At 62.6% G+C, this 23,854-nt stretch carries 23 protein-coding genes, 1 tRNA gene and 1 riboswitch; of the genes, 12 read left to right on the top strand and 12 right to left on the bottom strand.

Annotation, left to right across the window (positions count from 1 at the left end; translation table 11 throughout):
- Positions 1–66: 66 nt before the first annotated feature.
- Positions 67–921, bottom strand: coding sequence for a LysR substrate-binding domain-containing protein (locus AC1DD7_RS04860; protein WP_223934726.1), 855 nt, complete (start codon positions 919–921; stop codon positions 67–69).
- A 156-nt stretch (positions 922–1,077) separates the two neighbouring features.
- Here AC1DD7_RS04860 and AC1DD7_RS04855 point away from each other — a divergent pair, with 156 nt between their 5' ends.
- Positions 1,078–2,463, top strand: a complete 1,386-nt coding sequence (locus AC1DD7_RS04855) for an MFS transporter (protein ID WP_477514032.1) — start codon at positions 1,078–1,080, stop codon at positions 2,461–2,463.
- Positions 2,464–2,545: 82 nt separating this feature from the next.
- Here the strand turns inward: AC1DD7_RS04855 and AC1DD7_RS04850 are convergent, their stop codons facing one another.
- The 5 genes from AC1DD7_RS04850 to AC1DD7_RS04830 form a co-directional block, all read right to left on the bottom strand.
- The gene (locus tag AC1DD7_RS04850; RefSeq protein ID WP_477514031.1) at positions 2,546–3,721 is read right to left on the bottom strand and encodes a N(5)-(carboxyethyl)ornithine synthase; all 1,176 of its coding nucleotides are present in this window, start codon (positions 3,719–3,721) and stop codon (positions 2,546–2,548) included.
- On the bottom strand, positions 3,718–3,852 hold the full coding sequence (locus tag AC1DD7_RS04845; RefSeq protein ID WP_263422337.1) for a hypothetical protein: 135 nt from the start codon (positions 3,850–3,852) through the stop codon (positions 3,718–3,720). Before AC1DD7_RS04845 ends, AC1DD7_RS04850 begins: the two co-directional genes overlap by 4 nt.
- Positions 3,853–3,935: 83 nt before the next feature.
- A complete protein-coding gene (locus AC1DD7_RS04840) occupies positions 3,936–4,397 on the bottom strand; it encodes a YybH family protein (RefSeq protein ID WP_431116892.1) in 462 nt (153 codons plus the stop codon).
- A 258-nt stretch (positions 4,398–4,655) separates the two neighbouring features.
- Positions 4,656–4,729 (bottom strand) — tRNA-Gly (locus tag AC1DD7_RS04835).
- A 79-nt stretch (positions 4,730–4,808) separates the two neighbouring features.
- Entirely contained in the window at positions 4,809–6,341 is a 1,533-nt protein-coding gene (locus tag AC1DD7_RS04830) for a M15 family metallopeptidase (RefSeq protein WP_477514030.1), read from the bottom strand.
- Between the two features lie 215 nt (positions 6,342–6,556).
- Here AC1DD7_RS04830 and AC1DD7_RS04825 point away from each other — a divergent pair, with 215 nt between their 5' ends.
- A complete protein-coding gene (locus AC1DD7_RS04825; RefSeq protein WP_431116890.1) occupies positions 6,557–7,000 on the top strand; it encodes an SRPBCC family protein in 444 nt (147 codons plus the stop codon).
- A 16-nt stretch (positions 7,001–7,016) separates the two neighbouring features.
- Here AC1DD7_RS04825 and AC1DD7_RS04820 read toward each other — a convergent pair whose 3' ends face one another.
- Positions 7,017–8,981, bottom strand: coding sequence for a CAP domain-containing protein (locus tag AC1DD7_RS04820; RefSeq protein ID WP_477514029.1), 1,965 nt, complete (start codon positions 8,979–8,981; stop codon positions 7,017–7,019).
- Between the two features lie 134 nt (positions 8,982–9,115).
- Here AC1DD7_RS04820 and dcd point away from each other — a divergent pair, with 134 nt between their 5' ends.
- A complete protein-coding gene (gene dcd, locus AC1DD7_RS04815) occupies positions 9,116–9,691 on the top strand; it encodes a dCTP deaminase (RefSeq protein ID WP_216927188.1) in 576 nt (191 codons plus the stop codon).
- Between the two features lie 60 nt (positions 9,692–9,751).
- Here the strand turns inward: dcd and AC1DD7_RS04810 are convergent, their stop codons facing one another.
- From AC1DD7_RS04810 to AC1DD7_RS04800, 3 genes are all read right to left on the bottom strand, one after another.
- On the bottom strand, positions 9,752–10,951 hold the full coding sequence (locus AC1DD7_RS04810; protein ID WP_477514028.1) for a cation:proton antiporter: 1,200 nt from the start codon (positions 10,949–10,951) through the stop codon (positions 9,752–9,754).
- A gap of 6 nt (positions 10,952–10,957) precedes the next feature.
- The gene (locus AC1DD7_RS04805) at positions 10,958–11,440 is read right to left on the bottom strand and encodes a cation:proton antiporter regulatory subunit (RefSeq protein ID WP_216927152.1); all 483 of its coding nucleotides are present in this window, start codon (positions 11,438–11,440) and stop codon (positions 10,958–10,960) included.
- Between the two features lie 65 nt (positions 11,441–11,505).
- Entirely contained in the window at positions 11,506–12,909 is a 1,404-nt protein-coding gene (locus AC1DD7_RS04800) for an MFS transporter (protein ID WP_477514027.1), read from the bottom strand.
- Positions 12,910–13,112: 203 nt separating this feature from the next.
- Here AC1DD7_RS04800 and AC1DD7_RS04795 point away from each other — a divergent pair, with 203 nt between their 5' ends.
- The 6 genes from AC1DD7_RS04795 to mnhG are packed head-to-tail and all read left to right on the top strand — an operon-like array spanning position 13,113 to position 19,394.
- The gene (locus tag AC1DD7_RS04795; RefSeq protein ID WP_477514026.1) at positions 13,113–16,115 is read left to right on the top strand and encodes a Na+/H+ antiporter subunit A; all 3,003 of its coding nucleotides are present in this window, start codon (positions 13,113–13,115) and stop codon (positions 16,113–16,115) included.
- The gene (locus AC1DD7_RS04790; RefSeq protein WP_477514025.1) at positions 16,112–16,612 is read left to right on the top strand and encodes a Na(+)/H(+) antiporter subunit C; all 501 of its coding nucleotides are present in this window, start codon (positions 16,112–16,114) and stop codon (positions 16,610–16,612) included. The genes AC1DD7_RS04795 and AC1DD7_RS04790 overlap by 4 nt, the downstream gene beginning before the upstream one ends.
- Complete coding sequence (locus tag AC1DD7_RS04785; protein WP_431116883.1) at positions 16,609–18,177, top strand: Na+/H+ antiporter subunit D; 1,569 nt, start codon at positions 16,609–16,611, stop codon at positions 18,175–18,177. Before AC1DD7_RS04790 ends, AC1DD7_RS04785 begins: the two co-directional genes overlap by 4 nt.
- Entirely contained in the window at positions 18,174–18,740 is a 567-nt protein-coding gene (locus tag AC1DD7_RS04780) for a Na+/H+ antiporter subunit E (protein ID WP_477514024.1), read from the top strand. Before AC1DD7_RS04785 ends, AC1DD7_RS04780 begins: the two co-directional genes overlap by 4 nt.
- Positions 18,737–19,015: an MrpF/PhaF family protein gene (locus tag AC1DD7_RS04775; protein WP_431116881.1), complete on the top strand. Its 279-nt coding sequence runs from the start codon at positions 18,737–18,739 to the stop codon at positions 19,013–19,015. Before AC1DD7_RS04780 ends, AC1DD7_RS04775 begins: the two co-directional genes overlap by 4 nt.
- Positions 19,005–19,394: a monovalent cation/H(+) antiporter subunit G gene (gene mnhG, locus AC1DD7_RS04770; protein WP_431116880.1), complete on the top strand. Its 390-nt coding sequence runs from the start codon at positions 19,005–19,007 to the stop codon at positions 19,392–19,394. The genes AC1DD7_RS04775 and mnhG overlap by 11 nt, the downstream gene beginning before the upstream one ends.
- Positions 19,395–19,424: 30 nt before the next feature.
- On the opposite strand, the gene AC1DD7_RS04765 is transcribed toward mnhG, so the two are convergent.
- Together AC1DD7_RS04765 and AC1DD7_RS04760 are read right to left on the bottom strand one after the other, a co-directional pair.
- Positions 19,425–19,685, bottom strand: coding sequence for a DUF4235 domain-containing protein (locus AC1DD7_RS04765; protein WP_216926797.1), 261 nt, complete (start codon positions 19,683–19,685; stop codon positions 19,425–19,427).
- Between the two features lie 36 nt (positions 19,686–19,721).
- Positions 19,722–20,399 carry an NUDIX hydrolase gene (locus AC1DD7_RS04760; protein ID WP_477514023.1) on the bottom strand — a complete coding sequence of 226 codons (678 nt, stop codon included), beginning with the start codon at positions 20,397–20,399 and terminating at the stop codon, positions 19,722–19,724.
- 130 nt (positions 20,400–20,529) lie between these two features.
- A riboswitch (TPP riboswitch) is annotated at positions 20,530–20,666 on the top strand.
- Positions 20,667–20,745: 79 nt separating this feature from the next.
- Between AC1DD7_RS04760 and AC1DD7_RS04755 the strand changes: the two genes are divergently transcribed.
- Genes AC1DD7_RS04755 through AC1DD7_RS04745 form a run of 3 tightly spaced genes read left to right on the top strand, consistent with a single transcriptional unit; the run spans position 20,746 to position 23,770 of the window.
- Positions 20,746–21,366 (top strand): ECF transporter S component, encoded by a 621-nt coding sequence (locus AC1DD7_RS04755; protein WP_477514022.1) that lies wholly within the window; start codon positions 20,746–20,748, stop codon positions 21,364–21,366.
- Positions 21,366–22,979 carry an ABC transporter ATP-binding protein gene (locus AC1DD7_RS04750; RefSeq protein WP_477514021.1) on the top strand — a complete coding sequence of 538 codons (1,614 nt, stop codon included), beginning with the start codon at positions 21,366–21,368 and terminating at the stop codon, positions 22,977–22,979. Before AC1DD7_RS04755 ends, AC1DD7_RS04750 begins: the two co-directional genes overlap by 1 nt.
- Positions 22,976–23,770, top strand: coding sequence for an energy-coupling factor transporter transmembrane component T family protein (locus AC1DD7_RS04745; protein WP_477514020.1), 795 nt, complete (start codon positions 22,976–22,978; stop codon positions 23,768–23,770). The genes AC1DD7_RS04750 and AC1DD7_RS04745 overlap by 4 nt, the downstream gene beginning before the upstream one ends.
- The last annotated feature ends 84 nt before the right edge of the window (positions 23,771–23,854 follow it).

The following is a 23,854-nucleotide window of genomic DNA, read 5'->3' as shown; positions in this document are numbered from 1 at the left end:
CCGGAATGCGCTTACCCAAATAGGCGTGACGCGAAGAGATCTAAGAACTTCATTGAATGTTGCGCGTTAGTTCGACTTACTCAGCGCCCTGCCCATGATCGCCTGGGTCAAGGCATCAATGACTTCAGCGTTGGCCAGGGGATTCCGGATCAACGTGAAGTCGACGTCTCCCACGGGCGGGAGGTCGAACCGTTGGGTGATGACTTTGAGGTCTTCGGGAACCAGGGACGCGGGCATCACGGCAACGCCAATGCCTGCCCGGACTGCGGCCAGCACGCCACTGATCTGCTTGGTGCTGCACGTGATGCGCCATGTGCGGCCCGCCGCTTCCAAAGCATCGATGGCCAACTTCCGGCTCAGGCTTGGCGCGGGGTAGGCAATCAGTGGCACGGGCGCGCCGGGTTCCAGGACGGTTTGCTCAACGCCGACCCACGCGAAGTTGTCATGCCGGACCACGGTGCCTTCCTTTGCGCCAGCTACCCACTTCACGAACACGAGATCCAACTGTCCGGCGTTGAGGCGTTTGTAGAGTTGGTCGCTTTGGCTAACGGTCAGTTCCAAGTTGATCTGCGGATACAGTTGCCGGAATTCGCGCAGGATCCGCGGGAGGCCTGTGATGGCGAGGTCGTCGGCAGTGCCAAACCGGAGACGGCCCCGCATGGCGGAACCGGAAAAGTAGCGTGCTGCGGAGTCGTGGGCTGCAAGGATGCTGCGGGCAAAACCAGCCATGGCGTCACCGTTGTCCGTCAGCCGGACCTCCCGCGTATCACGGGCCACGAGGACCCGCTTGGCGGCGGCTTCGAGCTTGCGGACGTGCTGGCTCACTGTTGGCTGGGCAAGCCCCAATCGCTCGGCCGCCTTGGTGAAACTCAGCGTTTCAGCGACGGCAAGGAAGGAGCGGAGCTGGACAGGTTCAAACACGGAACTCCTCAAGCACTGGGTCGAATTACTGCGGAAGTGCGGGAGCCTCATTGCGATCCGCAATGCTAGTTATAGGCGTAATACGCTTCCATAATTGCTGCTGGCAACCATAGCGTTAAAGGCATCCCACCGAAACTCTCGATCCGAGGACTACCTTTGGCACCCCCACCGCCTTCAGCGGCAAATGTCAGCCAGCCCGTCATCGATTCCCTGTCCGCGCCGCAGACACCGGACACCGTCACCCAGCCACTCGCCGTCGTAAGCGAAAAGCTGCCCTGGCGGCACACCTTTATCTCCCTGAAGGTACCCAACTTCAGGATCTTCGCAATAGGCCACTTCATTGCCGTGATTGCGATCTGGATGCAACGCATCGCCCAGGACTGGATGGTGCTCCAGCTCTCAGGCTCCGTCACCGCCGTCGGAATTACCGTGGCCCTGCAGTTCATGCCTTCGTTGTTTCTTGGCCCGTGGGGCGGCATGATGGCCGACCGCTTCGCGAAGCGAAAGATCCTCATCATCTGCCAGTCCGCGGCAGCCGTACTGGCTGCGACATTGGCGGCGCTCTCGCTCAGCCAGCGCGTGGAAGTCTGGCACGTCTACGCAATCGCCCTGGTTCTGGGCTTTGTGACGGTCCTGGACCAGCCGGCGCGGCAGGTGTTCGTCAATGAACTCGTGGGTCCCAAGTACCTGCGCAACGCCATCAGCGTCAACTCAACAACCTTCCAGCTCGGTGGCCTGATCGGCCCGGCACTGGCGGGATGGCTGCTCACTGCTGTGGGCGCTGGTTGGGCATTCGCGGCCAATGCCGTGGCATGCTGCTCCACCGTGGCCATGCTCCTGATCCTCCGCAAAGACCAGCTGCACCTTAGCCGGCCGACGCCGCGCAAGAAGGGAATGCTGCGCGAAGGCCTCCAGTACGCGCTCAGCAAACCCACCATCTACTGGCCATGGTTGATGGCCGGATTCGTAGCTGTTTTCGCGATGAGCCTTCCGGTGCTGCTGGCCGCCTTTGCGGACCACGTGTACGACGCCGGGGCCGGAGGCTACGGCCTGCTGAACGCGATGGTTGCGCTCGGTGCACTGACGGGCGCTGTGACGTCCACTCGACGTCGTCAGCTCCGGTTGCGGTCGGTGGTGCTCTCGGCCGGACTGTATGGGCTGATGCTCTGCCTATCGTCCGTGATGCCGTCCATGGTCTGGTTCAGCGTCTCGATGGTCCTGGCTGGATTCTGGTGCCTCATGTTCCTCACAGCGGCAAACCAGATGGTGCAGACCAGTTCCAACATGAGCATTCGAGGCCGGGTGATGAGCCTGTACTTAGTGGTGCTCATAGGCGGCCAGGCAATTGGCGGCCCCGTCATGGGTTGGCTCGCCGAGCACCTGGGACCGCACTTGGCCATTCTTGTGGCCGGCGGTGTGCCGGCAGCGGCGGCGGCTGTTGTCGCCGTCGTGCTGGCCCGGAAGGCATCCCTGCACATCAAGGTGGACCTCAGTGACCGGCGTCGGGTGCTCCGGATTGTGGACCGGACACAGACTGCATAACGGACGCAGCGGCATAACCGCACGCAAACAGAAAGGCAGTGCCTGCGGTGAAGTCGCATGCACTGCCTTTTTCGTGGAGCCTTTAGGCTACGGGCGTTTGGACCGCAGCCGGCAGGTGTGGGTACTCCGCGGAGCGTCCCTGGAACTCGAGCACATCCGGGTTGCGGATGACGCCGTCGCGAATCTCGATCGCGCGGGAGATCGTCTCGTTGGCGTCCCAGGCGTCAGGACCGGCGGCCACTGTCTCCAGGAAGGGCAACAAGGCCTCACTGATCTCCCAGCTGGCCGAATTCCACAGGTAGGAGGGGCTGTGATCAACGGCGTAGTAGTTCACATGCCCGCCCACCCGGAACATGGGCTCATCGAATGTTGTGGACCTTGCCCAGCTGAATCCCATGCCGGGATCGCAGGACACATCCACGATCAGACTGTCCGGCCGGAAATCGGCCAGGTCCTCGGTTCGTAGGTACGTCAGCGGCGAGTTTGGGTCTTGCAAGGTGCAGTTGACCACAATGTCCGCGGCAGCAAGGAACGGGGCCAGTGGCTTGCGGCCACCGTCTGTGATGACTTCGCTCAGGAACGGTGCATTGTTGTCGTGGTCGAACTGCACGATCCGCACTGAGTGGATCGGGGAACCGACAGCGGCAACACCCCTGTTCGTCAGCACCTGGACATCATGGACGCCGTGGGCATTCAACGCTGTCACCGCTCCGCGGGCAGTGGCACCAAAACCAATGACCACTGCCGTCAGGCGACGACCGTAATCACCCGTGGAACCGGTCAAAGCCAACGCATGCAGCACGGAGCAGTATCCGGCAAGCTCGTTGTTTTTGTGGAAGACGTGAAGTCCGAAGCCGCCGTCAGCAGCCCAGTGGTTCATGGCTTCGAAAGCGATGAGCGTTAGTTTTTTATCGATCGCGAGCTGGGTGATGACTTCGTCTTGAACGCAGTGCGGCCAACCCCAGAGGGTCTGCCCGTCCCGGAGTTCAGCAAGATCCTCGGCCTGCGGCTTGGGCAGCAGAATAACGTCGTTCTGGGCAATGAGCTCGCGCCGCGTGCCCAGCCCGCCCACAAGCCCGGCGAGTTTGCTGTCCGGAACACCAAAGCGTTCGCCATAGCCATATTCAAGATGGAGCCGTTGGCGCAGTTCCGGAGCAATGCGCTCAAGATGTTGCGGGTGGATCGGTAGCCGTTGCTCGTTGGGCTTCAGCGAAGAACCCAGGACGCCAATGCTTAGCGGACTTTGCGCCCCAATCACTTTTTATTGCCGGTTGCGGGTTTCGCGGCCGCAGTGTCCGGCGACTCGGCGGCCCGTTTGTCCGCGCGCTTTTCCTTGATGGATTTACTGGACTTCTTCGATGCAGCTTGGCGCGGTGATTTGTCGCCCATGATCGCTCCCTAGAGCGGAGCCGAAATGGCTCCTGACTTCTGACGATACACCCAGCACCTGAGCCGCTGTGTATCGGGCCGGCTCACTGTGCCGGCTCGACGGCGGGCCGGCCATGGGTTACCCGGTGGCTGACGCGATCCGCGGTGTCGTCAACACGAACGAAGTGCTCCACCGGCTCCATGTAGAACCGGGCACTGTTGATGACGCCTTCTTCCACGCCGAAAATGATGACGCCGGTGAGCTCATGCGGCGTGCCATCCCGCCACGCGCCCTGCATGTGCAGCTCCGTCCAGACCTGGCTGCTGGTCACGCTATGGGACACCATTCGAACCTTGATGTCCGGCACCCCTGTGAAGAGCTGCTCCCAGTTGCTGCGGATAGCGTCCCTGCCCGTGAAGCCCCTGGTGGGGTGGGCAGGCGTCTCATTGACGTAGCCAGGCGCGAAGCATTCGGCCAAGGCTTCCAAATCATGCTTGTTCGTGGCTTCCAGCAGGCGGTGGATGACGGCGAGTGGAGCCGCCTCAGCATCGTCGGTGAGAGTCATTGGAGGACCTCCCGGATAGGTGGATGTATCTACGAGTTTAGGCTCGGTGGCCGCCCGGGTCGACGGGTGCGGGGCCTTATCTGGTGAGCGCCGCCGTCGTAATTTTCAGCTTGGTGGCTTCCTGACCCACTGTGAATTCGACGGCAACCGCAATGCGTTGATTTCCCCGGATATCGCCGAGTTTCACCGGCAAAAAAGGTCAGGACCATACAGGGTTTTCAACAAGATGACCCCCTGCCCGGAGGCAAGGGGTCATGATGGAGCGGGCGACGGGAATCGAACCCGCGTATCGAGCTTGGGAAGCTAGCGCTCTACCATTGAGCTACGCCCGCGTCGCTGTCGGCTATTCGCCGGAGCGAGTCCTAGCTTAGCGCAGTTGCGGGGGTCCTCATGACAGGCGCGCAACCATGTCTACTTGAAGAGCTTCAGGCCGTTCCAACCGGATCCAACCTGCGCGTAGGTAGTCCAGGAACCCCTGCCGAGGCCGTAGTTGTAGAGGCCGCCATCAGCAGTTTGCGCAGTGATGCCGCGAGTGCCCGCGCCGGTCAGCCCGAAGCTCGGCAGCAGCGTGCGCATGTACTGCCAACCCGTGCCCACGGTGGTGGCCGGGCCAAAGAAACCAGCCCAGCCGTCTCCCCGATAATTGATCAACGAACCGGAAGCTGTCCTCGCCAGGATGTCATTGGCTCCATCGCCCTCCCAGTCGGCCATGGTCAGTTCCATGCCGTTCCAGCCCTTGCCGATAACCTGCGGAGCGCTCAGCGCACCGCCGAAGGTGTTGGGGTAGTAGCGCAGCACACCATCCGGAAAATACCCGACGACGCCGGGCCGGGGGTGCGCGTGCGTCCACTTGCCCACGGTGATGGTCATGCGATCCCAGCCGCCATTGCCTACAACAACCTGGCCAGCAAAGCCGCCGTCGGGAAGGCCGCGGTAAACGCCCAGGACGCCGTTGTTCCACTGCGCAAGGATGTCGTAAACGCCATCAATGTCCCAGTCCACCACGAAGCCCTGCTTCAAGCCGGTCCAGCCCGAACCGATCTGGACGGGCGCCGCATACCCGCCTGCCGCCGTCGCGGGGTAACGCAGCATCCGGCCTGAAGAGTCGGTGGCCACGAGGTCGGCGCCGGACTTGATGCTCGCGGCGGCCGCCGGGTTTCCAGCGAAGTAATGCTCCAGCGTCGGGAATCCGCGCCGGTTCATATCAGTGGCCAGCGCGACGCCAACGTAGCGCAAATGCCAAGGCTCATAGCTGTACCCGGTGGTGCCCGTGTAGCCGTTGGGGTACCGGACGATGAAGCCGTATTTGTGCGCGTTCGCTGCCACCCATTTGCCGGCCGCTGTATCTCCGAAGCAGGTGCTTAGGCCGCAGGAACCAGCAGCATTGCCGATGTCCATGGCGAGGCCCGTCTGGTGTTCGCTGTACCCGGGACGTGCCGAGATGGTGTCCGCATGGGCTTGGCCGTAAATGCTGACGTAGTAGGCATACACTTCCTGCTGCTGGGCATACGAACGGTAGCCGCTCACTATCGACAGGCCACCGGTACCAGCATCGGCGGCTCCCTGGAACAGGCCGTTGAGCCAGGCGGCGGCTTCGGCCCGCATGTACTGGCCGGAGCCACGGGCATTGATGAGGTCGTTGGGGGCGTAGCTGACGGGATTCAGCGGCCTGGATTTATTGACCAGGACAGAGAAGCTTGCAGGGTTACCGATGGGATCCAGGCTGGGCAGGGGATTCACCGTGGTGGGCGCTGCCACTTTGTTCGCGCTTGTGGATGCCACGGTAGATGCCGCTGCCATGGGCGCGGTTGTTGGAAGCGGCCTTGCCGACGCAGGCGCAGCGGTCATGACTCCGCCAGCCACAGCCATGATGAGGAATGCCGCGCAAGCAGCCAGCCGTCGTCGTGCGTTGCCGTGGACAAACGGATGTTTCAGTACTCGCATTACGCCCCCAATTTGGTTTTTGCCAGCGGCACGAACTCTACCCGGCCCGGGACTATGTGTCAGCTGTGTCTCAGATACGCCGGCAGGTAACCATTCGGTCAAGGCTCGTTTGTCGTGTGTCGCAGGGAAGCGCGGCTGACTATTCTGAAGGTGTTAGCTGCAGTGTATGGGGAACCGGGCTACGACATTCGAACCGTACGCCGAAAGAGGTTTCCGTGGCATTTGCAGCTTACGAAGTGGTGATCAGCCGGGATGCCATGACCGTTTATGGATTCCTGATGGATGGTATGAACAACTCCCTCTGGCGTTCCGGCATCCGCAGCATCTCGCTCCGATCCGGTGTTCGCGGCCAGAAGGGCGCGGTCTATCAGCAGACGCTGACTGGGCCGGGGGGACGGCCCATCGCGGCTGACTTCCAGATCACCGAGGCTCGACCGGGCGCGGAAGTGCGCTTCGCAGTGGTGGCCGGACCCGCCCGGCCCACCGGTGGCTATTACCTCAGCACCGAGGGCAAGACCACCCGGCTCAGGTTTGCGCTGGAGTACCATCCCAAGGGCTTGCAAAAACTCATGAACGGCATGATCCAGAAGACCATGGAAAGCGAAGTTGCCCAGTTGGAGCAGCTCAAGACCGTCATTGAGTCCGGCCAGGCGGCTTGACCACTGGGCGGTTTCCCTACTGGGCGAGCTTGAAGCCGCTCCAACCGCCGCCGACAATGACCGGGGTCGTCAGTCCTCCCGAGGTGAGGTCCCAATACTCCAATACTCCATTGGTGCCCAGGCCCGCGACGCCCGTGGTGTTTGCGCCGGTCACTCCTTGAAGTGAACGTAAACCGGTGTAGTCCGTCCAAGCCGCACCCACCACAGGCCTGGCCTCCTGCTTCGGGATGGCCAGCCCGCTGCCGCGGTACAGCCTCAGATACCCGTTGGGCTCCACCGTGAGGAGATCCTGGAAACCATCGGCGTTGTAGTCCACCATGCTGAGCCGGACGGCCTTGTTCCCTGTTCCGATTGCCGCCTGGGTCCGTATGTAGGTCATTCCGGAATTCTTGTAGAACCAGAGCCCGCCGGATGCATCCATGGCCACAATTTGCGGCAGGCGGTTGTTTGCGCACCAATTACCCACGGCTATGTTCAGGGACTCCCACCCTTGGCCCAGGACTCCCGGCGATCCGAAGCCGCCTGGCTGCCTGCCCGGGTACACCAGGAGCGCTCCATCCAGGCGTTGGGCGATGAGGTCAAAGACGCCGTCGCGGTCCCAATCGGATACGAACAACTCCTTGAGTCCGGTGAAACCGACTCCGATCTTGCGGGCCGCGCCGTACTTGGCGTTACCCAAGGATGGGTAGGAATAAACCGTTCCGTCCGGGCTGATGGATACAAGGTCCGCCGCGCTGCGGATGGCCGCCGTGCTGAGATCCACGGTAGGCGGCTGGTACTTGCCGCCGGGTTCGCACACACTCACAGGATCCGTGGGCGGCGTGACCGTCCCCCCGGGCCGCGTGGTGGTTCCGGCGGGCAGCGTGGTGTAGCCGAAGAAGTTCACCACACCCCACAGCGTGTAGCGGTTGGGCGTCGTTTGCCAATTGCCGTCGGTGTACGTGATTCCAATGCCCATCACATTGAAGCGTGGATCGCGCAGCAGGGCGTCATGACCGGGGGAGCCCTTCCACCACTCCACCAGTTGGGCAGCGTCACGATCCCATCGGACGGCAATGACCTCACCCGCACCGTTGTTCGGGTTGAGCGCTCGCGGATCCGTCCAGAAGTTCGCCCTGTGCTGGATCACTTCACGGCTGGCGATGCTGTTCGACCATTCCTGCGCCATGCTCGCCACGGTTGCGTGATATTTCACCGGGGCCAGGCCCAAAGAAGCGCGGTAGCTGTTGATGGCGTTGAACACGGTCAAGATGGCGGCGGTGTTGTCGTCCGGGAGAAGCGCCAGAGAACCGTTGTCCGGATCCGCATCGCTGCTCGGGGTCTTCCCGGGGAAGGGGGTGGGGGTTGGTGAGGGTGTGGGCGTCGTTGAAGATGGAGTGGGAGTGGGTGGGGCTGGCGTTGGTGACGGAGTGGATGCCGTTTGTGACGGGGACGGCGTTTGAGTCTGCGATGGCGTTTGAGTCGGTGGCGGCGTTGGCGTGGGTGACTCCGACGGGCCAGGCCCTGCGGCAGGTGCTGTTGGCGTCGGAACCGACGTGGGGGAAGCCGACGACGGTGCAGACGCGGCGGGAGGACTGGGGGCGGCGGGCTCGTTGACTTCTGGATTCCCGGAGGGAGTGCCGTCCGAGGAAGGATCGTCCGGGCCCCATGAAGGCCCGATGTTCGGCACAGGAGGGGGCGTCTCAGCAGTCGGATCTACTGCGATCGGTCTAGTCGGCGCACCGTTTTCGGAACCGGGACTCGTCCCCGAACCCGGGCCCGGCGTAGTGCCGCCGCCGGCTTCTTCGCTGGCGGCGGGGGTCGCGTCCAAAGGTGCGGGGTCCGGCGTCGTACTCGTTTCAGGGGCCGTGAGGCCGGAAGGGACGCTGCCCGAAGAAGTAGTGCCGCCCGGTAGGGACTCTGTCGCTGGCAGGATTTGGCTGGACGCGGCTACCAATACGGCAAGCGCGCCAGCCAGCACGATAGCCGCAGGCGCTGACAATTTCCCCACAATTACCCCGCGAATGCTCGTTGCCCCCAAGTACGGGCGCGGCTTTACATGTCCGGGAACTATAGTCCCATGGGGCGGCCCGGACAATGCATGGCCCGGACAATGCATGGGGTATTTTTGATGCTGTGCTGATCTCTGACCGCGATATTCGTGCCGAAATAGACTCCCAACGGATTGTCCTTGAACCGTACGATCCCGCGATGGTTCAGCCGTCTTCCGTGGACGTGCGGATTGACCGGTTTTTCCGGCTCTTCGACAACCACAAATATGCCCACATCGACCCCGCCGAGGAGCAGCCCGAGCTGACCCGGCTGGTGGAGGTGGAAGGCAATGAGCCTTTCATCCTGCACCCGGGTGAATTCGTACTGGGCTCAACGTACGAGACCGTCAGCCTGCCCGATGACATCGCTGCCCGGCTTGAGGGTAAGTCTTCCCTCGGCCGGCTTGGTTTGTTGACGCACTCCACCGCCGGCTTCATCGATCCGGGCTTCTCCGGACACGTCACGCTGGAACTTTCCAACGTGGCGACGCTGCCTATCAAGCTGTGGCCGGGCATGAAGATCGGCCAGTTGTGCTTCTTCCGCCTGACGTCCTCAGCGGAACACCCCTACGGTTCCGGTGAGTACGGCAACCGCTACCAGGGCCAGCGCGGACCGACCGCCAGCCGAAGCCACCAGAATTTCCACCGGACGGCGATCTAGCCGGAAACGGGCTGGGCGTCAGGCGCTGACGTCAAGCGCCAACCGTCAGGCGCGGACCAGTCAGGCCGTGGCGCGCTCGGCCTGACGCGGCGGTGTGCGGGGGCTCCTGCGCAGTGCCTTGACCACAGGCTCCACGAAGCGAGCGGCCAGCGGACCCGTGATGGCCATGATGAGGACGTAAGCCGTAGCCAAGGCTGCGACCTCGTCCGGTACGGCTCCCGAGGCCACCGCCAGGCCAGCAATGACGATGGAGAATTCACCACGCGCAATCAGGGCCGCTCCCGCACGGAAGCGGCCCGGCATTGCGATGCCTGCACGTTTGGCTGCCCAGAATCCCGTGAACATTTTGGTGGCAGTTGTCAGCAGGGCGAGCAGCAGTGCCCAGCCCAGGACCGGCGGGATGGACGTGGGGTCCGTGTTGAGGCCGAAGGCGACGAAGAAGATTGCGGCAAACAAGTCCCTCAGGGGTTCAAGGATGCGGGTAGCGTTGTGGGCCGTGGCACCGGAGATGGCGATGCCCAACATGAATGCACCCACTGCGGCTGAGACCTGGAGGGCGGAGGCGATGCCGGCTACCAGGAGCGCCAGGCCGAGCACGTTCAGCAGGAACACTTCCGAGTTCTCGCTGTGAACGGCTTGGGAGACGCGGTGCCCATGTTTGAGCGCGATCATCAGGACCACCGTGACCACCGCCAGCGCGATGCCCACCGTCTGCAGGCCGCCCAGGAAACCGACACCGGCCAGGATGGCAGTGAGAATGGGCAGGTAAATGGCCATGGCGAGGTCCTCGAAAACGAGGATGGAAAGCACCACGGGAGTTTCGCGGTTACCGATCCGGCCGAGGTCAGTGATGACCTTCGCCGCGATTCCTGAGGACGAGATATAAGTAACGCCACCCATCACGATGGCGCCCACAAGTCCCCAGCCCAGAAGTACGGCAATCCCGGCGCCGGGCAGGAAATTCAGGACGAAGTCCAGGACCCCGGCCTGCCATGAACGTCTGAGTCCGGTGACCAGCTCAGATGCGGTGTATTCCAACCCGAGCATCAACAGCAGCAGGATGACGCCGATTTCGCCGGAAAGATGGGCAAATTCATGCATGCCATCCAATTTGACGAAGCCGCCTGCACCGAAGGCCAAGCCACCCACCAGGTAAAGCGGAATGGGAGACATGCCGATCCGGCCCGCTAGTCGAGCAAGGAGACCGAGGCAGAAGACGACGGCCCCCAGTTCAACGAGGGCTAGTGCGAGTGGATCCATGGCGGGTCAGCCGTTGCGGAGGATATCGGCCGCCGAGTCGAGGCCTTCCTGGGTGCCAACCGCAACGAGCAAATCACCCGTGTGAAGTACGACGTCGGGTGCGGGCGAGGGGACGACCTCCCCTTCACGCATGATCGCGACGATCGACACGCCACTGCGGGTGCGGACCTGGGCTTTGCCCATGGGCTGGTTCACGAACGGGGAGTCAGGTGTGATGGAGAACTGGCGGGTCACGATGCCAGGTATCTCGCGGTGGGCTTCTGCCAGGCGCATGGCGATGTGCTGCCCGCCCAGGAGGTTGCCCAGGGTTGCTGCTTCATCGGCCGTGAGGGGAATGGAAGCCTGGCAGGTGTCCGGGTCATCCCATGTGGACACGAAGAGCTCGGTCTCGCCCTCGCGAAGCTCCACGACACCTATGCGACGGCCCGAGGCCGTGACGAAATCCTTACGGACCCCAAGGCCCGGGAGTTCAGTCTCATCCACGTTCATATCTCTACCCTAACTCTGTTGGAACTGCACTGGTACGGCGTTCGCGCTCAGCTGTTGCAGTGAAGTCAGTGATCCGGTACCACGGCGATTTTGGTCCTGCTGGGCGGCTTCACTGGCAGGATCACCAGGAGGCCGGCAAGCAGGACAACCATTATGCCGAGGATGCCCCATCGCTGGGCTCCACCTTCTTCAACAATCGGAGCGGCAATTGTGATGCACAGGGTGAAGAGGGTGGGAGCAAGGAAGCTGACAGCCCGGCCCGTGGTGGCGTAGAGCCCGAAGAGTTCTCCCGACTCGCCGTCCGGGGCGAGCCTGGCCAGGAACGCCCTTGACGAAGACTGGGCTGGGCCAACAAAAAGGCACAGCAGCAGGCCGAAGATCCAGAACGTATTGGCGGCAGGCCAGCGGTTTCCAAAGAAGACGTAGTTTCCGTTGCCAAGCACCAGGATGAACGTGCCCGCGATCAGCAGACCCACCAAGGAAAGCACGATGACTGCCTTGGGACCGATCTTGTCGTCAAGGAAGCCCCCGATGATGGCGCCAACCGCTGCCACGACGTTGCCGAAAATGGCGAAGAAGATCACTTCCTTAAGTTCGAAACCAAAGGTCCCGGCCGCGATCACCCCGCCGAACGTGAAGACTGCAGCAAGGCCATCGCGGAAGATCGCGCTGGACAGCAGGAAGTAAATGGTGTGGGGACTGGTGCGATAGATCGCCACGATGCGCCGGAGCAGCAGCCTGTACGACGCTATGAAGCCCAAGGACGCGGTGTCCTTCTTCACGGAAACTTCCGGAACGGCGAACAGCACGGGCAGGGCGAAGATGAAGAACCACAGGGCCGAGAAAATGGCCACAAGCCGGATGTTCAGTGATTCTTCAGTGGATGCACCGAACCATTCAAAGGACGGCTGCACGAAAAGTTGCAGGACCAGCAACAACGCCACGATCCCACCGAGGTATCCCATGCCCCAGCCGAAGCCGCTGACCTTGCCGATGTTTTTGGGCGTGGAGATTTGGGCCAGCATGGCGTTGTAGTTCACGCCGGCGAACTCAAAGAAGATATTGGCAAGCGCAATCAGGCAAACACCCAGCAGGAGGAACCCCGGCTGGGGGAACACAAAGAAGCACAGGGCCGTGAGGACGGCTGTGGCCGCAGTGTTGACTCCGAGCCAGAGCTTGCGCCGGCCGCCGGCATCCGAACGTTGGCCGGTCACCGGTGCCAGCAACGCGATGGCCAGGCCCGCTACGGCCAAAGCAGCACCAAGTGCGGCAGATGCAGCGTCCTCGCCGCCGAAGGCAGACGAGGTCAGGTACACCGTGAACACGAACGTGGTCATGATGGCGTTAAAGGCAGCCGAGCCCCAGTCCCAGGAGGCCCACGCAAGGATTTGGCCCTTCTTGGAGGAAGCAGGTCCGGAGGCAAGCTCGGATGCTGGGTGGGAGGCTTCGGGAACTGCGGCCGCGTTCATAGCCTGAATGCTATCGGGACTCTGACAGTGGCGGGCAGATGACAGACCGCTATGTGAATAACGCAGGGGGAATTCATCCCCTGGTCCCATCGGCTCGGGCCAAAAACTGTCCGGGCCCCTTGATAAACTGGTCCAACTGAACCCAACGTATGACCGCCTGCTCCAACTTTTGACAATTCGTTTCTGACTTTGCGGAGAAAACAGTGATCACAGTTCTCGCCATCACCTTTGTAGCGGCAACTGTGGCGCCCTTCATCTTCAGCAAACTTGGTCGGAACGCCTTCTATGTCCTGGCAGCGGTTCCTGCCGTGGCCTTCGTTTGGCTGGTCCTCCAGCACGGTCCCGTATATTCCGGTGGCGGCATAGAAGAAGTATTCCCCTGGATTCCGAACCTGAAGCTCGAGTTTGCCTTCAGGATGGACGCACTCTCCTGGGTCATGTCACTGCTCATCCTCGGCGTTGGCGCACTGGTGCTGGTCTATTGCGCCCGGTACTTCAAGAACAAGGACCCTGGGCTCGGTGGGTTCGGGGCCCAACTCCTGGCTTTTGCCGGTGCCATGTTCGGCCTGGTGACATCCGACGACCTCCTGATGATGTTCATCTTCTGGGAACTCACCACTGTCTTGTCCTACCTGCTCATCGGCTATGCCCGCACCCGCCTTGCCGCACGGCGTTCTGCCCTGCAGGCCCTGATGGTTACCACGGCGGGCGGGCTGGCGATGTTGGTGGGTCTCATCATCCTGGGCCAAGCCGCCGGAACGTACCGGATCTCCACCATCCTGGGTCAAGCCGGGACGCTCGTGAACGGAACCACCAGTGGGATGGTGGGGGCCGCCGTCGTTCTCATCCTGGTGGGTGCCGTGACCAAATCGGCGCTGGTCCCCTTCCACTTCTGGCTTCCGGGTGCCATGGCAGCTCCAACTCCAGTGAGCGCCTACCTGCATGCCGCAGCCATGGTGAAGGCCGGTATTTACATCGTCGCGCGCCTGGCCCCGGGTTTCGCGGAATCGCAATTCTGGCTGCCAATGGTCCTTGGCCTCGGCCTGGCCACTATGTTGGTGGGCGGATACAGGGCCCTCCGCCAGACCGATATCAAGCTCATACTGGCCTATGGAACGGTGAGCCAACTCGGCTTCCTCACCATGGTGGTGGGCCTTGGCAGACCTGACGCCGCCCTTGCCGGGCTTGGGCTTCTGCTGGCCCACGGCTTGTTCAAGGCTGCGCTGTTCCTGGTGGTCGGCATCATCGATCACCAGTCCGGGACACGCGATATCCGGAAACTCTCCGGCGTCTTCCGCTCCTCACGAGCCCTCGGGGTTGTGGCCGCGATTGCGGCTGCATCCATGGCGGGGGTGCCGCCGCTGGCGGGTTTCGTGGCCAAGGAGTCCGTCTTTGAAGCCTTCGTGCACTATGGAAATGGCCAGGACGCGCCTGTCTGGGGCATCTGGATCCTCGTCGGGCTCGTGATCGGTTCCATCCTCACCTTCGCATACAGCGCCCGCTTCATGTGGGGTGCCTTTGCCACGAAGCCGGGTATTGAACGCACGCCGTTCAAGGCCATCAAGCCCGCCTTCCTTGCCGCGCCCGCGCTCCTGAGTTTCCTCACCATTGTTTACGGGCTGTGGCCCGCGCCGGTGGATAGTTGGATCCAGCCTTACGCAGCGCTGTTTGGGGGCGGAGAGGAAGCCGTCGACGCCGGACATCTGGCCTTGTGGCATGGGCTCACTCCCGCCTTGGGCCTCACCGCGATCACCTTCGTGGCCGGTGCCGCAATGTTCTACGGCCGCAACGTTGTTTCACGCCTGCAAAGCCTGGTTCCCGATTGGGTGGATGGCGACCGCGCCTACCAGCACACGATTGGCGCTTTGGACGACGTCGCAGTGTGGGTGACGGGCCGCACCCAGCGTGGTTCGCTGTATTTCTATCTGACGGTCATCCTCACGGTTGCCTTCGCAGTGCCGCTCGCGGCTCTGCTTCTGAACAACAAGCCGTTACCCGACGGCGTCTATTTCATCGATCCGAACTCTCCGTTGCAGTTGATCGCGGGAGTGGGCATCGTGGTGGGCGCCTTGGCTGCTGTCCGCGCCAACAAGCGCTTCCTGGCGGTGCTCATGGTGTCTGTTACTGGTTACGGCATCGCGCTCATGTTCGCCCTGCAAGGTGCGCCTGATCTCGCACTGACGCAGATGCTGGTGGAGACCATCGTGCTGGTGGCCTTCGTTTTGGCAATGCGCAGCCTACCCGCCGAACTACGGGACCGAACGGGTGGCCGACTCCGGGTAATCCGCGTGATCGTAGGTGCCGCCTTCGGCATCACCATGATCTTTGTTGCCATCTACGCCATGGGTGCCCGTGTTGCCACGCCTGTCTCCCTTGAATTCCCACGCCTGGCCTACGAAGGCGGCGGCGGCCTGAACGTGGTCAACGTGACCCTCGTGGACATCCGCGCATGGGACACCTTCGGCGAAATCTCGGTCCTGGCCGTAGCCGCAACCGGCGTTGCAAGCCTGATCTTCGTGCGCAGCCGCGGCGATCGCATCAAAACCTCAGAGGCGGTGCCGGAAGGCAGTGTGGGGCGGCGCACCGGCGTCGACCGTGACTCCCGCGACGGTGCCCGGCTGGCCGTGGCGAGGAAGTTCACGGACGTGACCCGGGATGCCTGGCTCGTTGCAGGCAGGACGCTGGCCCCCGAGCGGAGGTCCATCATCTTCGAAGTGGTCACCAGGCTGATTTTCCACTCGATGATCGTCTTTTCCATCTATCTTCTCCTTGCGGGCCACAACCTGCCCGGGGGCGGCTTCGCAGGCGGCTTGACCGCAGGCCTCGCCCTCACCATCCGCTACCTCGCCGGCGGACGCTTCGAGTTGAGCGAGGCGGCGACAGTGAGTGCCGGAACGCTGTTGGGGACGGGACTTGCGACGGCGGCAGCGTCCGGTTTCGTGCCTCTCCTCCTGGGCGGACAGGTGTTCCAGAGCGCGATCATCGAGTTTTGGCTGCCCGTGTTCGGTGACGTCAAGTTCGTCACGTCCACGATCTTCGACATCGGCGTCTACATCGTGGTGGTGGGCTTGGCGCTCGACGTTCTACGAAGCCTGGGCGCCGAGATCGACGAACATTTTGAAGAGAAGGGGGCGAAGGCCGGAAAGACCAGAGTCGTCGAGTCTGCGCCCGCTGAGACTGCCGCTTCCGGGAAGGGCAATCCATGAGCATCAACCTGACCCTCCTGATCGTCATGGGTGTGCTGTATGCCTGCGGCATCTACCTGATTTTGGAGCGGAGCCTGACGCGCGTCCTGCTTGGCTTGATGCTGCTTGCCAATGCCACCAACCTGCTCATCCTCAGTACGGGAGGGTACGCCGGCCTGGCCCCTCTGTTTGACAAGGAAACAGCCTCCAGTGAGTACAACGACCCCCTGCCACAGGCGTTGATCCTCACATCAATCGTCATATCATTCGCCGTCACCGCCTTCATGCTCGGCATCATCTACCGGACCTGGGCCCTGGCACGGCAAGACGAGATCCAGGATGACATCGAAGACCGCCGCGTAGCCCGGACTCCGAGCTTCGACGCGGAAGACGACGCCATTGTCCCGCTGGAAACATCGGAGTTCGCGATCACTCCGGCCAGCCCCGAAGACCGTGCCCAGCCGGACGCGACAGAAAAGCCCAACACGGTAAGAACCAAGGAAGGAGGCAGCGCGTGAATCTCGCAAACCTGTCGCCACTGGCTGTCCTCCTACCGATCCTCGGCGCAGCCCTGGCGTTCGTGCTGATCCGGCACACGGCTGCGCAGCGGGTAGTCAGCATCGTGATCCTCAGCGCGACACTCCTGCTCGAATGCCTGCTCCTGGCGTCCGTGTGGGAGGGAGGCACCACATCCGTCACGCTGGGTGGTTGGCTGCCGCCGTGGGGCGTGGTGTTGGTGGTGGATCAGTTCTCCTCGCTTATGCTGGTGGTTTCCACCGTGGTAAGCCTCGCCGTCCTGATATACGCCACCGGCCAAGGCATGGCTGACGGCGACCAGGAAGCGCCCGTCTCGATCTTCCACCCCACCTATCTGATCCTGGTGGCGGGCGTATCCAATGCCTTCCTGACAGGTGACCTTTTCAACCTGTACGTGGGTTTCGAAATCCTGCTGACGGCAAGCTACGTGCTGATGACCCTTGGCGGGACGGGGCCCCGCATCCGTGCCGGCGTCACGTACGTGGTGGTGTCCGTGGTGTCGTCGGTCCTGTTCCTCATCGCTATCGCCATGATTTACGGAGCTACAGGGACCATCACCATGGCGGACCTCGCCATCAAGCTGGCCGAGCTGGATCAAGGAACCCAGAATCTCCTCCACGTGATGCTGCTGGTGGCATTCGGAATCAAGGCGGCCGTATTCCCGTTGTCGTTCTGGCTTCCCGACTCCTATCCAACCGCTCCGGCTCCTGTTACAGCCGTGTTTGCCGGTTTGCTGACCAAGGTGGGTGTTTACGCCATGGTCCGCACCGAGACACTCCTCTTTCCCGGCGACACCCTCAACGTGCCCTTAATGGTGGTGGCGCTGCTGACCATGGTGGTGGGCATCCTGGGTGCCTTGGCGCAGAGCGACATCAAACGTCTCTTGTCCTTCACCCTGGTCAGCCACATCGGCTACATGGTGTTCGGCTTGGCAATGTCGTCTGTCATGGGCCTTGGCGCGGCCGTGTTCTACGTGGCGCACCACATCACCGTGCAGACCAGCCTGTTCCTGGTCACCGGCCTGATTGAGCGGCGGGGCGGTTCGTCGTCCATTGACCGCTTGGGTGGCCTGGCCAAGCTCTCGCCACTCCTTGCCCTGTTGTTCTTCGTCCCGGCGATGAACCTTGCGGGCATCCCGCCATTCTCAGGTTTCCTGGGCAAGCTCGGGCTCCTCCAAGCGGGCGTGCAACTGGGTACGCCGCTGGCCATCGTTTTGGTAGTGGGCGGCGTCGTCACCAGCCTCCTGACCTTGTTGGCAATTGCCCGTGTTTGGAACAGGGCATTTTGGCGCAAGCCCGAGGACGCCGAGTACCCGGATCCGGTGCTTCAGGCCCCAGGCAACGTGGGGGTACTTCCCCGGACAATGGTGGGCTCCACTGCGGGCCTTGTGGCCTTCGGCGTTGCGCTCACAGTCTTTGCGGGCCCACTCTTCCACCTCGCCGACGGCTCGGCGGAAATCATGTTGGACCGCACTGCCTACATCCATTCAGTCCTGGGGGACTCCGCACAGGTGCCAGCAGTGGGTCAGTCAGGGGCTGCCAAATGAGCCGAAAACCAATCTCCTTCCGCACTGAACTGCCGCTGCTGGTATGGCTGGTCATCGTCTGGGGCGCCCTGTGGCGGGACTTCAGCCCGGGCAACCTGCTGTTCGGTGCGCTCATCGCTGTGCTCGTGGCCAAGTTCTTCTATCTTCCGCCGGTGGAGCTTAGCGGCAGGTTCAATGTTCCCCGCGCCATTTCCTTCGCCCTGGTATTCCTGGGCAAAGTGGCGGCAGCGAGCTTCCTGGTCCTCTACCTGGCTGTAGTGAAGGGGCCAAAGGTGCGTAGCGCCGTCGTCGCTGTTCCGTTGCGCAGCCATTCGGACCTCATAGTGACGGCAACCGGGCACGTAATCTCCCTGATCCCGGGCTCGCTGGTGGTGGAAGTGGACCGCTCGACGTCCACGCTCTACCTGCACGCGCTCAATATTTACGAGGAAGCCGGAATCGCCAAGATCCGTCAGGAAGTCCAGAACATCGAGGCCACGCTGATCCGGATCATGGGAACGCGCGAGGAACTCGACGCACTCAAGGATGAACCGACCCCGGGCCTGGAAGGGGCAGCTCTGTGAAAGAACTCGTTCTGCTGGTGACGGCTGTCATCCTGAGCTTGGCTGCGGTGGGAGCGATCATCCGCATCGCCATCGGCCCCTCTTTGTTGGACCGCGTTTTGGCATCGGATGTCCTGCTGGCCATTCTCGGCGCCGCGCTTGCGATCGATATGGCGATGAACCGGCACCTGAACAACTTGGTGTTGCTCGTGGCTCTCGCGGTGATCGGCTTCGTAGGCTCCGTAACATTTGCCCGATTTGTGGCCGATCGGAGGGATCACAGCAATGACTCCTGAAACCACTGGTGTGGATGCCGTCATCGACGCAGTGACGGCCGTGTTTCTTGTGGTGGGTGCCCTGATGTCCCTCGGCGCCGCTATTGGCCTTTTGCGGTTCCCCGATCTCATGAGCCGCATGCACGCGGCAACCAAGCCGCAGGTCCTGGGTCTTTTCCTCATGCTTGCGGCCATGGGTCTGCAAATGCGCACATGGTGGGTTTGGCCGGTTCTCGTGGTGGCCTGGATTTTCCAGCTACTCACCGCGCCGGTCTCCGCACACATGGTGGGCCGCTCCGCTTACCGAACCAAGCACGGGCACCGCGAGCTGCTCACCAAGGATGAGCTTGAAGCGGTTGTCCAAAGGGCGGCCGGCGACGGTTCCACCCCGGACGCTTAGGAACCCCGCGTTGGAATGCCTATGCGCGGCCTAGACGATGTCTTGCGTCTTGGCGAAACGGGCGATGGCACGCTGGGTGCCGCGGCTCGCGAAAACCTGGATGAGCGTGCTGACGAAGGCTGAAATCAGCGCGAACGACAAGGCTGAGCGGAGGCTCGTTTCCATATCGTCGTGGCCTGTGGGCGGCTTGTTGCCCGTGGCCTTTTCCCAGCCCTTGTTGACCAACTTGGTGCCGACGAATCCGGCTGCAAGGCTTACTCCGGCACCCAGCAGCTTGAAAAAGAGGTTCATGCCCCCAGCCTAGCCTCACATCCAGGCGCCTTGGGACTAACGGCGGTTTTCCCGTTCCTTGAGGAAAGCTGCCATGGAACCGCGTGGTGCAAGGACAGGGACAACATCGTGATCGGCTTCCCAGACGGCATCTACTGTTCCAAGGCCGGCAATTTCCTTGAGCAGGTAATACGTGGGTGGCATCAGCTGCAATTTACCGGCCGCCTCGGCCGCCAGGATCCCATCCACCGGCATCCAGAGTGATTGCCAAGCTTCAGTGGTTTGGTGCTGGGGTGCTGCTTCCGGAGCAGGCTTGGCAACATAGAAGTAGGTGTCGAAACGCTTGGGCATGTCCGTCGGCGTGACCCAGTTGGCGAAGGGGCGAAGGTCTGAGGCATCAAGGCGAAGTCCGGCCTCCTCCCAAACCTCCCGCAGTGCAGCGGTAAGCACCATGCCTGACTTTGCCGGGGCCTGTTCGGGATCAGCGGCGATGGAGCTGAGGTTCCAGTCTGCAGCGTGCCGTTCCAGCAGCTCAGCCGGGTAATCCCATCCGTCCTGGTCTGCGGCATCAACCCGGCCTCCCGGAAAGACCACCATGCCGGCGGCGAAGTCCATGGTGGCAACCCTGTGCTGCACGAAGGCTTCGAGCCCGGCCGGGGAGTCGCGGAGCAGGATGACGCTCGCGGCAAGGCGGGGTTGGGAAACTGGGATGTCCGTAGTGGGAAGGTCCGTCATGAAATACCCCTTTGCCGCGTCGATTCTGCTGGATCATTGTCTCAGGTGTGGTTGCCAGCCGCTTTGTGACCAACCCCAGCGCGCACGAACACCCACAGGTGTAAACTGAACCACGCCCATAAGGGCAGATTAATAACGACAGGGGAGCGCCGCCGTCGGACCTTGCAGAGATGCAGGAGACGCGAGGGCGCTGAGAGTGCGGACAGCCGCAGACCCTCGAACCTGATCCGGTTAGTACCGGCGCAAGGGAGTCGAGCTTCTCAGAGTGTCCGGATCCGGGCGGCGCAGGCCGACCGGGGGTTTTCCGGGGAGCACTTTCCCCTCCTGTACCTCAGGAGGCAGAAAAATGACCACGGCAAGCGTGAAGAAAACCAGTTATAACTGGCGTGTTGTAGACATCGTGGTGGCAGCTTTGATTGCCATCGCCGGCGGCGTGATCTTCTGGGCCTGGTCCCAGGGCGCCGCAATCGTATCCATCCCCATGAACGCCACGTATCCGCCGCTCACCGGTTTGATTGCCGGTGGCTGGATGATCCCCGCCGTCCTGGGCATGCTCATCATCCGCAAGCCGGGCGCAGCCCTGTTCTGCGAAGCCGTCGCCGCCACCGGCGAACTCATCATGGGTTCCCAGTACGGCACCACCGTCCTCATCTCCGGCATCCTCCAGGGACTGGGCGCGGAACTCGTCTTCGCTGCGTTCCGGTACAAGAAGTTCAACCTTTCCACTGCACTCCTCGCAGGTGCGGGCTCGGGCCTCTTCTGCGGTCTTAACGATTCCTTCCTGCCTTGGGGCTGGAACATCGCCTACGAGGCAATCGACAAGCTGGCCTACATCGCCTTCACCACGCTCTCCGGTGCGATCATCGCCGGCGCGCTGTCCTGGGTTGCCACCCGCGGGCTGGCCAAGACCGGCGTCCTCAGCTCCTTCGCGTCGCGCAAGGCTGCTTCGGAGCCCGTCTTCAACTAATGCCTGCGAAAGAAAGCAGCAACCAGCAAAGCAACCACCAAGTCCGGCCTGCCGCCATCACCGCCCAAGGGTGGGGATGGCGGCATGCCGGGCGTTCCACACCCGCCATCCAGGACCTCGATCTGCGGATCGAGCCCGGCGAGCGTGTGCTCTTGCTGGGTCCATCGGGCGCAGGGAAGTCGACACTGCTCCATGCCCTCGCCGGTGTGCTGGGTGACGAGGAAGACGATTCGGACGAGACCGGCTCGCTGTTGATCGACGGCCTCGCTCCCCGCGAACAGCGCGGCCGTGCAGGTCTGATGCAGCAGGATCCGGAAACCCAGGTGGTGCTCTCACGGGTGGGTGACGACGTCGCGTTTGGCGCCGAAAACCTTGCCGTTCCCCGGGATGAGATTTGGGCCCGCGTCCATGAAGCGCTCGACGACGTTGGGTTGCGCACCGCTGCAGGCGGCGGTTTGGCACTGGATCACCCGACGGCGGCACTCTCCGGCGGGCAGAAGCAGCGCCTTGCGTTGGCTGGCATCCTGGCGATGCGGCCGGGGCTGATCCTGCTTGACGAACCCACGGCCAACCTCGATCCGGTGGGCGTGCTTGAGGTTCGAGACGCGGTGCAGCGCTGCCTGGACAAGACCGGTGCCACTTTGGTTGTCGTGGAACACCGTGTGTCCGTCTGGAAGGACCTGGTGGACAGGATCGTGGTCCTCCAGCCACCCTCGGCTGGGGGCGGTGTGCTCCTGGACGGCCCGCCGGATCAGGTGCTCACAGAGGCCCGCACCATGTTGATGGCAGCGGGAGTGTGGGTGCCGGGGTACGTTCCGGCGACTCGCGCCCGCAGGACCACAACTCAGGAAATGGGCGGCCATGAATCCACCGCGCAACTCCTCCTCGTGGCACAGGACCTGGCTGTCTCCCGTGAGAAGTCGCGCCGTCGCCGCTTCAAAACCATCCCACCCGTCCCCGTGCAATCGGGTATCAGTGCACAAGTACGGGCTGGCCAGGCACTCACCATCACGGGTCCGAACGGTGCCGGCAAATCTACTTTTGCGCTCACGTTGGCCGGCCTTCTGGCGCCCGTGGACGGCAAGGTGAGTGCCGCCGTCGAGCTTTCCGAGGGAGCTGGAATCGACCCGTTCAAGTGGAAGGCGGATCAGCTGATTTCGCGCATTGGCACCGTGTTCCAGGAACCGGAGCACCAGTTCGTGACGGGCAAGGTCCTGGACGAGCTGATGTTCGGACCAAAGCATCTGGGACACGGTGAAGAACGCGTGGATGAATTGGTGGAGCGTTTGCGGCTCACGCATTTGGTGGACGCGAACCCTTACACATTGTCCGGTGGCGAGAAGCGCAGGTTGTCCGTGGCCACGGTCCTGGCGGCCCACCCTAAGGTGCTGGTGCTTGACGAGCCCACGTTCGGCCAGGACGCCAACACCTGGGCAGAGTTGGCATCGTTCCTCTCGGAACTGCTGGACGCCGGAACGGCCGTTGTGTCCGTGACGCACGACGAAGAATTCAGTGCGGTCCTGGGTGGTACAGAGCTGCGGCTGGATCCGGCGACGCCGCAAGTTCCGGACCCGCACAGCGAAGCAGCCCGCCAGGAAGCCGGTGCCGCATGAGGGACGCCCTGAACCTGCGCGGCAACCACGCCCTCCTCACGCGGGCCAACCCCTTGGTTAAGTTCGTATCCGTGTTCCTCATTTCGCTGGTGCTGGCGTTGTCGATCGACTGGGTATCCGCTTCAACTGCCCTCGTCGCGGAACTGGCTCTGTTCCCGCTGGCTGGCCTCACGCTGGGGCTTCTATGGCAGCGGGCCTGGCCGCTCATCATCGCTGCAGCGATTGGCGGCTGGAGCACAGCAATCGTGGCGGCTGACAGCGGAGTCGTACTGCTCGACGTCGGACTCTGGTCCATCAGCGAAGGTTCCCTTCAGCTGGGGCTGGGATTCATGCTGCGCGGCCTGGCGATAGCCCTGCCGGCAATCCTTCTGATGACCTGCACCGACCCCACCGACCTGGCTGATGCGCTGGCGCAGAAGGCGAAGCTGCCACACCGCTTTGTCCTCGGTTCACTGGCTGCGATGCGCCTGGTGGGGTTGATGGCTGAGGAATGGCAGACCATCGGCATGGCCAGGCGCGCCCGCGGAGTGGGTTCGCAGGGCAGCCCGCTGCAACGGCTGAAGGCAACGCTTGGACAGAGCTTCGGGCTGCTGGTCCAGGCGGTCCGGCGGGCCTCCCGGCTGGCCATCACCATGGAGGCACGTGGTTTCGGCGGCGGGCAGAGAACGTGGGCCCGGGAATCCACCTACTCCCTCCTTGACGTCTGGGTGCTCCTGGGCGGCCTCGTCATCGCTGCTGCTGCGGTACTGACGGCCGTCGGCGCTGGAACGTGGAGTTTCGTCTGGCGTTAACTCTTCCGTTGGAACTTCGCGAACCAGATATCGCACGACACGGGTAGAGTGTGATGTTTGCCGCTGAATCGGAGATTTGTTGTC

The organism is Paenarthrobacter sp. 10L412 (assembly GCF_056395565.1).
Note: the sequence above shows the minus strand (reverse complement) of the source record. Positions and strands in the feature narration are given on the sequence as shown.

Coding starts and splice junctions, on each gene's coding strand:
- AC1DD7_RS04840 (WP_431116892.1), bottom strand. CDS start 4,397: ATGACTCTCACCGACGATGCTGAGGCGGCTCCACTCGCCGTCATCCAC.
- AC1DD7_RS04790 (WP_477514025.1), top strand. CDS start 16,112: ATGAGCATCAACCTGACCCTCCTGATCGTCATGGGTGTGCTGTATGCC.
- AC1DD7_RS04830 (WP_477514030.1), bottom strand. CDS start 6,341: ATGCGAGTACTGAAACATCCGTTTGTCCACGGCAACGCACGACGACGG.
- AC1DD7_RS04800 (WP_477514027.1), bottom strand. CDS start 12,909: ATGAACGCGGCCGCAGTTCCCGAAGCCTCCCACCCAGCATCCGAGCTT.
- AC1DD7_RS04780 (WP_477514024.1), top strand. CDS start 18,174: ATGAGCCGAAAACCAATCTCCTTCCGCACTGAACTGCCGCTGCTGGTA.
- AC1DD7_RS04745 (WP_477514020.1), top strand. CDS start 22,976: ATGAGGGACGCCCTGAACCTGCGCGGCAACCACGCCCTCCTCACGCGG.
- mnhG (WP_431116880.1), top strand. CDS start 19,005: ATGACTCCTGAAACCACTGGTGTGGATGCCGTCATCGACGCAGTGACG.
- AC1DD7_RS04750 (WP_477514021.1), top strand. CDS start 21,366: ATGCCTGCGAAAGAAAGCAGCAACCAGCAAAGCAACCACCAAGTCCGG.
- AC1DD7_RS04810 (WP_477514028.1), bottom strand. CDS start 10,951: ATGGATCCACTCGCACTAGCCCTCGTTGAACTGGGGGCCGTCGTCTTC.
- AC1DD7_RS04760 (WP_477514023.1), bottom strand. CDS start 20,399: ATGACGGACCTTCCCACTACGGACATCCCAGTTTCCCAACCCCGCCTT.
- AC1DD7_RS04765 (WP_216926797.1), bottom strand. CDS start 19,685: ATGAACCTCTTTTTCAAGCTGCTGGGTGCCGGAGTAAGCCTTGCAGCC.
- AC1DD7_RS04845 (WP_263422337.1), bottom strand. CDS start 3,852: ATGGGCGACAAATCACCGCGCCAAGCTGCATCGAAGAAGTCCAGTAAA.
- AC1DD7_RS04805 (WP_216927152.1), bottom strand. CDS start 11,440: ATGAACGTGGATGAGACTGAACTCCCGGGCCTTGGGGTCCGTAAGGAT.
- AC1DD7_RS04755 (WP_477514022.1), top strand. CDS start 20,746: ATGACCACGGCAAGCGTGAAGAAAACCAGTTATAACTGGCGTGTTGTA.